Below are 8,186 nucleotides of genomic sequence, written 5' to 3' on the forward strand. Positions count from 1 at the left end.
AGTGGTTAATGATATGCCAACAAAAACAGGTTAGTTAATTGACTGACCTGAGTTTAATGAACCTTTACTTGCACTCGTTGGGTTAGACCAATTAAAGTCATCGCCAACACTACCCGTGCCTTTCAGCTGTAAAGATTGGCTACGACCTGTTGATGAAGTTTCTTTAACTCCAACATTGGTTGAGCTAAGACCAGCTGCCGCACCATTAGTTGCACTGATTGTGCCTTCGTAACTAATGAACTGAACCACTTCACCTTGGTCATTAACTAGGACTAAGCCATCAGGTCCGTTTTGAAGACCTTTTGCATTAAAGCCTAATGCGCCATAACCGCTTTGCTCGTTATCAATGCTACCAGAAAGGTTAATTGTCTTATAAACCTCACCGTTGCTACCGTTAACCGCTTCTATTGTCCAACCAGAAAGGTCAGTGCCTGCAGTACCGGCGATTTCAACAAACTCGTTACGGTCACTACCACTGTTGTCGTAATGGAATTCGTTAATCCACGGCAGTACAGCTGGAGCCGTCACAGACACGTTTTGACTTACCACATCTGTTGCACCTTGGTTGTCAGTTACTGTTAAAGTAACTGTATAGTCGCCAGCATTTGCGTAGTTGTTTGTCACCGCTGGGCCTGTTGATGTTTTACCATCTCCAAACGACCAGTCATAAGCGACAATTGAACCGTCTGTATCTGAGCTTGCATTGGCATTAAAGTTACAAGTTAAGTTTGTACAGTTAGCAGTAAAGCTTGCAACAGGCGCTTGGTTTACTGGTGCAGCACCTGTAAAACTTTGACCTGTGTTAGCTTGGCCTGGATTGTCCGTTTGTGGACCTGTCCAAGTGAAGTCACTGTACTGAGAACCTGAACCTGTCAGCTGAAGCGAATAGCCTACTGGAGTAGAAGTTGTTTCAGACACACCAATGTCCGTTGACGTTTGACCCGCCGCTGGACCATTAGCCGCTGTCATTGTGCCTTCGTAGCTAATGAATTGAACCACTTCACCGCTAGCATTAACTAAAGCTAAGCCATCTGGTCCGCCATTTTGCATACCAGTAAATGCCACATTATAAAAACCAAACCCATTGCTTTGATTTGATAAGGTGCCATTCAACGTGACGGTTTTGTATGACTCACCATTGCTGCCGTTGTAAGCAACCACTTGCCAGCCCGTTAGATCAGTGCCTTCACTGCCTGCAATCTCTACAAACTCATTGATATCTGAGCTAGAGTTATCGTAGTGGAATTCATTTATCCAAGCGATACCAGTTGGGGCACTAGTGCCTTCGTCAGTTGTAGCAAAAACAACGCTGCTTTGTGCTGACTCATTTGAGCTAGTGTCAACGGCAGTGACTTTGTAGAAATACGTAGTTGCTGCAGACAAGTTACTGTCGTCAAACATAGACGTATTTACTAGGCCATTGTTTACTTTGATGTAAGTGCCGTTTGAGCTATCGCTACGGTATACGTTATAACCCGCTAAATCTGACTCGCTGTTGGCATTCCACGTCAAGTTCACACTCGCGTTTCCGCCCATTGCTGTTAAGCCTGACGGAGTTGTCGGTGCTGTCGTATCACCACCAGTGCCACCACCTAGACCTGAACACTGAGCTTCAAATACACAGCTTACGTACTCTGGATGATCAACAAATGGATTACGATTGCCTTGGTAGCTATACACAACGTCGTTGTGACGCATTTCAAACGCATCAACGGGATCGTCTTTGTGCCATTGTAGTAAGACAGATTTAAGACCCATATAGGCTACACTGATGTTTGCGCCTTGATTCGACTGTTCAATCAAAGTGCGATCGTCCGTTAAGATCAAGTCAGGCTCTGCGTGACCTGTCACACCATGTGTTCCACCTTCGTAACGAACTGCCATGTACATTAGAGCACGGGCGACATCCCCTTTACGACCGCTCCATGTTTGCCATGAACCAGAAGAAAAAGAACCGGCTGTCCAGTTAGACTCGGCACTTGAACCACCACGACCGTTGTTCACAAGCGTGACTTTTTCAGTACAGCCGCTCGTACAATCAGCATAAGGCTTGTTACTGCGACTCGAGTTGTAGCTACTGTCAGCAATAAACAAGTGATGAGCGTCAGTGTAAGCTGAGTTGCTGCTGCCATCTTTTGGAAAACCATAAGACTTCGGCCAGCTGTGTTCACGGTTGTAGTTGGTGTTACCACCGCCTGCTTTTGGGTAGCTCGCATTGCGGTAAATGTCGATAACATTATTTGGGTTGTCCGGATCTTGATCCGCCGCTTCTAAAATATCCCAAGTATCGGTAGAACTTGAGGTATAAGGAAAACGCTGGTGATCATCAATGATCGCGTGCAAAGTAGCTTTTAGAGTTGTCGCATTAGTTGTATCAACAGCGTTGTAATAACCAGCAGGTGCATCTGCCATTGCGACGTTTGAGACCATGAAAGACGCCGCTGCGATAACAGCTAACGACTTCTTTTTATTGTAATAAGACATAATAATTATCTTTTTGTTAGTGAGCCGACCGATTTTTGTTATTAGTGGTCTGACTCAATTTCTTCAGGTAAAAAAAAAGCTAGATTGTTTTGATTAACAACCTAGCTCTCTCGAAAGTCCGCCAATATTTGCTTCAACTGCCGATGCCTTGTACCAAGGCAATGAAGGAAGAATATTGAGACCGGCTCTTTGCTCCACTTCATCTATTGTCACTTCAGTGCTGCAATAATAAGTACTGCGAGAACTGTTCTGTGACATGATGAACGCCGATGCCTCTACCCAGCCCGAACTGCTGACCGTTGCGACGACTTTAAAATAGCCGGACGGAACAGTATGCTTTTCGTTTGCTCGAGGTAGTGAGGCCCAATAAAACTCATACAAAGGACCAGTAACGACATAAACCGATTGTCCTGTTCGCACAAAGTTACGAACAGCGGTTTCAAGTCGAACCCATGGGCCTTGGTTAAGTTCGGAGGCTTGTGGAGTGATGTTTGACAGATAATTGGTATCGCGCCAGTAGCTTGTATTACTAAAACTCGCTAAAGGAACTTGGTGACCACGGTCGGTCCCAATTACTGCGTGTGCATCCGTGTAGTCTGAAGGTTCAAGCGTATAACGGCTTGAAATATTCGGGTCCGCTTTCCATGTGCGCGAGCGACTTGGACCGTCAATAGTCATTGGAGTGACTTTGTAAGCAGCCCAATCTGCAAGCTTGGTTGAGCGGTTATTGCTCAGCTTGTAAATAGGACGCTCAATAATATCGTTACTAGAGGGAGCACCAGAAGGACAGCCAAACTGACTGCAATGGGTCGTCGATGCGTTAGTAACAAAGGAAATGAATAAAATGAAAATACCTAATGTAATTTTCATAATATGCTCGCTTTTTATTTAGCTTTTTAAGGGCGAGGGTACTGTACACTTTTCTTGTTACAAAATAATTACCTAAGATATTTAATTTGATAGAAAAATATCCCAGTGCGGAAACATATTGGTACAGATAATCGGGTTGTTGAATACATAGCGACAAGTTGGTTTTGTTTTTTAGATTAAAAACTCTAAATACAGTCTAATCGAATTCAGCTTCTTGACCGTAGTGAGGAAAGTAAACTATTGTCAGCGTTGTGCTTTTATTTATTCACTGCGCTTTATTAACGGAGATTGATGATGAAAAACGATTTGGACTTACACATGTTGTTAAGGGTTTACGAAAAAATTCGTGAAAATGGCGAATCGGTGGAAGAAGGGCACAAATTAGAAGGAGTCAAAGCGAGCTCTGACTTTGATGGTTATACTGTGTTTTTATCTGACGTCCAATGTCAGTTGACGCTATTTTTCCACAACAAATATGAATTTGATTACCCCACGGATAAAGCCCGTGAGGATTTTGAAAAACGTTTGACGTATATCGATAAGAACTTTTAGTGATTAAGTAATTAGTGTATTCGTCCTAATCTTGATCGTTGGCTTTCACTTTTTTAGAAGCGTAAACCAGAGGTGATTATTTAATTCAACATAATCACCTAATCTAATATAACTACTTAGCTAGACACCTTGGCTTCACTTTCCAGCCTAAGTCTTTCAACATGCCAATGGCGATTGGGTCTAGTTGATGCACGCTCTCACCAATACCGCTGTTTGGTAACATAATCGGTGTTGTGCCTAAATTGATATCGATATGAGACAGGTTACCACTGACCAGCGGTACTGCGTTGCCGTTGTTGGCGCGTCTTGCATTTGGACCGTGGAAAAAGTTCTCGCCATTGATTTTGTCAGCCAATTCAGCGGATGGATTGGCGAAACCAAATAGGGTGTCACCCTCGTCGGTTCTAATAAAAGTATCGTACAAGGCTGGCGTACCATCGAGCTCTAACTTACCAAAACTATACGTGAAGTAATTGATGTACTCATTGGGTAAACCAATCGCCCCTAATTTTTGTTCTTTGTTTTTGGGTTTGTCGTGTCGGTATTTATGTTTTTCTTTTTGCCATTCGACATAAGTGGCTGAGCTGAGCCCCAAACCGTGCAGAATTTCATGCAAAGCTACATTGATAAAATCGGTTTCATTTGCCTTAATGTCACTGGCCGTATTGTTGTCAAAGCTGTTTTTAAAATACCACTTAGTTTGCGCAGAGAAGAACAAGTTCATGTCATCTAAGTTACTGTCGCGTTGACCTCTTAGCTGGTGGGCAAGAGCGGAAGGATACCAAGCGTTCTTAATCAAAAATTCGGCTTGATTTTTAGTTGGTCGATACACTGCAAAGCCAGTTGGTCCTTTGGGAATCCACACAACTTTAATCTTGATTGGTACTGAAACATCCACACACTGTTCGATAATGTTAGTCGCCTGATAAAAGTCGTTGCGCGCTTGTTGTGGTACCTGGTGAAAGTCGACTTTGATGTTTTTTGCCAATACAGTCGTCGTAGACAAGGCTATTAAGATAAAGCTAATGGCTATTAACAAGGCTTGGAGTCGGCGGAAAACAACCTGACGTGTTAACGTTTTTGATGAGTGAGACGTGTGACCAAGTTGGCCTCGAATACCGTTGGAAAAAGATGAAATTAACTGTCTCATAACTTCCTAAATTATATAATAGTTTCAGACTGATACCTTTACTATAACCAATAGAAACAAAGTTGACTGAAAATATTTTCTAAATCATCAAATTACCAAGTGATACGAGCTGATAGTTAACGCGTATAACGTAATAATTTAATTTTAGTGAAGAAAAGGAATCACTGTGAAAAAGCTAGCACTTACCTTGGTATTATTTTCGATGGCGGGCTGTTCGGTATTTGGGGAAACAGGAGTAAAAGACGCGCCTTATTCTGTCATTCAGTCAGCAATTGATCCTGATACAGAGCGTACAATGGAAATTCGCAACTATGACTCAATGGTACTCGTTTCAACGAGCATGGAAAGGGGCCGAAATAGTGCATTTAAGCGCTTGTTTAATTATATAGCTGGCGAAAATGAAGGGGCACGTGAAATCGCCATGACAGCGCCTGTTTTTATGGGAGCGGATTCCAGCTCTTTGTCTCCGCAAAATAAAGACAACGATGCCAAAGAAGGCCTAAAAATTGAAATGACGGCACCTGTTTTTATGGGTAATACCAATGTCGGCGACGCGAGAGAAACAAGTGAGTCTTTAGAGGCCGATAACACAGAGCCTATGATGTCATTTGTGATGCCTCAATCATTTAGTTATCAAACCACACCAAAACCATCAAACCCGTTTGTTTTTGTTAGTGAAGTCACCGATTACCAAGTCGCAGCGATTCAATTCAGTTGGACGCTGAGTGACAGTAATGTCAAAAAGCACACTCAAATACTAATGGATTGGTTGGCACAGCAAGAATACGTTCCAGTCGGTAAACCATATACAGCGGCTTATAATGGTCCTATGACCTTGCCAATGTATCGAAAAAACGAAGTGCTCGTCCAAGTGACTAAGCAGTAAAGCGTTAAAGCTTTATAATCGACACTAAATCAATGATAATTCAGGTTTGAAGCAAGGTGACCCTTTCACCTTGCTTTTTATTGGTCCTGTCATTTATCAAATGAAGAGTTGGGTAAAGCTAAATTCATGAAAACGTTAACAACAGTTCAAAGGTTATTAGTCGCCTTTTTAATCGGTGGAGTATTACCAGTTTGGCTTATGTATCAAACTAAACTCCTCACTGCGGGAGTTGGTGATGCGCAAGGTGGGATCGTTATCTTAAGTTCCGTATTTTGGGGCGTGATCATTTGGAGTGTACTTGGCTTATGTATTTATAAGTGCGTGGCACATCTTCAAAACCAACGTATATCTAATAGCTTAATTTTCCTAGTATGTGCGCTAGTGGCAAGCGGTTTTAACGGCTATTTACTCAACAACGCTTACGAACAGGAGTATGTGCTAAACGCTGCCCAAAACCCCAATACTTCACCACAAGAGCTCGATACTTTTGTTGGTTATAAAACGAATTTTGGTTATCACGTGGACAACCTAGTCGCAAGCAATCCATCATCTTCAATTGAAACCCTCGAACGTTTGTACAACAAGAAAGATCAGTTTGGAACGCTAATGTCTTTGGCACGTAACCCATCAACGCCAAATTGGATCTTGATAGAACTAATTAAGTCTCAGAACTCAAAGGTTAAAGCAAGAACCTATCAAGAATCAAAGCATCAAGAGTTGATGTTAAAAAGCCTCAGAAGCAACCCTAAGATTCAATCAGGTGAAATTAAATTAGAAGAAGTAAACGATGCAACTGCAACAAATTAATAAAGAAACGTACCGCAAGCACCTTAATGTACTCATTATAATTGGTATCGTCAGCCTGACAGTTTTGTCACTAGGGATTTCGCAAAGCGCGATCTTTTTATTTACTGACCGTGAAGGCACTCATTTTTGGTTAAATTTAATGGGTGTGGTACTGGCGATGTTGATAATAGGCCAAGTATTAAAGCGCTATCGAAGTCACCCATATTTGGAAGAAGTCGACTATGTTTGGCGACTCAAACAGCAAATCAATTACATCTACCGTAAGCAAAAAAAGGTAGAAGCCTTAGTCGATAATGGTGATATCAATGGCTTTATTATCATGAGTTTTTATTACAAGGCATGTCAGCAATTATATCGTCTTGATGACAATACAATTACTATGAGTACTGTCGTCAAAAACGCGAATGAGCTCGAAGAAAAAATTGAATCCCTTAAATTGAACGGAACGAGCGAGACCTTGGCAGAGCAATATCAAGAAGCACTAATAAAACAAGTTTAGTGCTTGATTAGATTGATATTTGTACAATAGTATTGAGATAAAGAACGATTTAAAATTAAAAGGGATTTTATGTCTACCTCAACAAATATCACTCGATTGTCAGACAAGGTTCGTTACCTGTTATTGGGCGTTGTTATCGGCAGTGCCATTGTATTTGTCTACCAAGGTTATGTTGAAGCTCACGAAAAGGCGCTTCAACAAGATGCACTAAAAAAGGATTCTGGTTCGCTTATATCACAAGTTGATGAAGCTGTTGTCCTCGAGGCTCCTGAATCACTTACCTCAAAAAATAATCAAGGTTCAGCACCCAAAGATGCTCCCTCTTTGACTGCAACTACTTCTTCCGATTCTGACACTGACGCAACTACTGAGGTCGAGCAGCTCGAAGAGGAAGTGAAACGACTGACAGCCGAAGTCGACTACTTAGCGGGTCAACTTGCAATGATGGTCGACATTGTTCGTGGACAAAAAAAGGCCAAGGCCACTGCTGAAAAAATAAAAGCAGCCGACGCCATAGCGGCAGAACAAACCGCAGGACAAGACTGGTCTAAACAACAAGTTGATGCTGTCTATGACGAACCTTTTGCTAGCTATATAAATCAAACGAGCGGTCCATTGAAAGAAGATCTTCATGCCCTAAATTCTGAGCCTGTTGATGAAGAATGGGCAAGTTTGATGGAAACGCGTATTTATGATTTTTTTGTTACGCATCCAAATGCTCACCAAGTCGACCTTCAACTTGTTGAATGTCGAACCTATCGTTGCCAAATCGGCGTTGTTGTTGTGGATGCGGAAGGCAAACCATGGAAAAGAATCTTCGATGCAATGACACTGGAGCCTTGGTTTAACTTTATGAAACATGTGTCAGCGCCAATCCATGACGACCAATACAAGATCATTGGCTCATTATTTTTGATTGAAGGTTTACCTGCGGTTGA

At 42.1% G+C, this 8,186-nt stretch carries 8 protein-coding genes; 5 read left to right on the plus strand and 3 right to left on the minus strand.

The genetic code is table 11. The features are described 5' to 3' along the window. Positions 1-30: 30 nt before the first annotated feature. Together AC4E96_RS02455 and AC4E96_RS02460 are read right to left on the minus strand one after the other, a co-directional pair. Complete coding sequence (locus AC4E96_RS02455; protein ID WP_490254795.1) at positions 31-2,484, minus strand: endonuclease; 2,454 nt, start codon at positions 2,482-2,484, stop codon at positions 31-33. 93 nt (positions 2,485-2,577) lie between these two features. Next, positions 2,578-3,354 carry a DNA/RNA non-specific endonuclease gene (locus AC4E96_RS02460; RefSeq protein ID WP_488032119.1) on the minus strand — a complete coding sequence of 259 codons (777 nt, stop codon included), beginning with the start codon at positions 3,352-3,354 and terminating at the stop codon, positions 2,578-2,580. A gap of 291 nt (positions 3,355-3,645) precedes the next feature. On the opposite strand from AC4E96_RS02460, the gene AC4E96_RS02465 reads away from it, so the two are divergent. Continuing rightward, entirely contained in the window at positions 3,646-3,906 is a 261-nt protein-coding gene (locus tag AC4E96_RS02465; protein ID WP_490254796.1) for a DUF3081 family protein, read from the plus strand. Between the two features lie 112 nt (positions 3,907-4,018). Here AC4E96_RS02465 and AC4E96_RS02470 read toward each other — a convergent pair whose 3' ends face one another. After that, positions 4,019-5,056, minus strand: coding sequence for a hypothetical protein (locus AC4E96_RS02470; protein WP_490254797.1), 1,038 nt, complete (start codon positions 5,054-5,056; stop codon positions 4,019-4,021). 166 nt (positions 5,057-5,222) lie between these two features. Between AC4E96_RS02470 and AC4E96_RS02475 the strand changes: the two genes are divergently transcribed. The 4 genes from AC4E96_RS02475 to AC4E96_RS02490 form a co-directional block, all read left to right on the plus strand. Continuing rightward, positions 5,223-5,942, plus strand: a complete 720-nt coding sequence (locus AC4E96_RS02475) for an SOUL family heme-binding protein (protein WP_490254798.1) — start codon at positions 5,223-5,225, stop codon at positions 5,940-5,942. A 126-nt stretch (positions 5,943-6,068) separates the two neighbouring features. Beyond that, entirely contained in the window at positions 6,069-6,749 is a 681-nt protein-coding gene (locus AC4E96_RS02480) for a hypothetical protein (RefSeq protein WP_490254799.1), read from the plus strand. After that, complete coding sequence (locus AC4E96_RS02485) at positions 6,730-7,248, plus strand: DUF3087 family protein (RefSeq protein WP_490254800.1); 519 nt, start codon at positions 6,730-6,732, stop codon at positions 7,246-7,248. The genes AC4E96_RS02480 and AC4E96_RS02485 overlap by 20 nt, the downstream gene beginning before the upstream one ends. Positions 7,249-7,317: 69 nt before the next feature. Then, positions 7,318-8,186, plus strand: an 869-nt coding sequence (locus AC4E96_RS02490; RefSeq protein ID WP_490254801.1) for a hypothetical protein, incomplete at its 3' end; no start/stop codon positions are given.

Source organism: Psychrosphaera sp., assembly GCF_982872775.1.

Bases quoted from the DNA above. Each gene is read 5' to 3' on its own strand.
- AC4E96_RS02455 (WP_490254795.1), bottom strand. From the start codon at position 2,484: ATGTCTTATTACAATAAAAAGAAGTCGTTAGCTGTTATCGCAGCGGCG.
- AC4E96_RS02460 (WP_488032119.1), bottom strand. From the start codon at position 3,354: ATGAAAATTACATTAGGTATTTTCATTTTATTCATTTCCTTTGTTACT.
- AC4E96_RS02465 (WP_490254796.1), top strand. From the start codon at position 3,646: ATGATGAAAAACGATTTGGACTTACACATGTTGTTAAGGGTTTACGAA.
- AC4E96_RS02470 (WP_490254797.1), bottom strand. From the start codon at position 5,056: ATGAGACAGTTAATTTCATCTTTTTCCAACGGTATTCGAGGCCAACTT.
- AC4E96_RS02480 (WP_490254799.1), top strand. From the start codon at position 6,069: ATGAAAACGTTAACAACAGTTCAAAGGTTATTAGTCGCCTTTTTAATC.
- AC4E96_RS02485 (WP_490254800.1), top strand. From the start codon at position 6,730: ATGCAACTGCAACAAATTAATAAAGAAACGTACCGCAAGCACCTTAAT.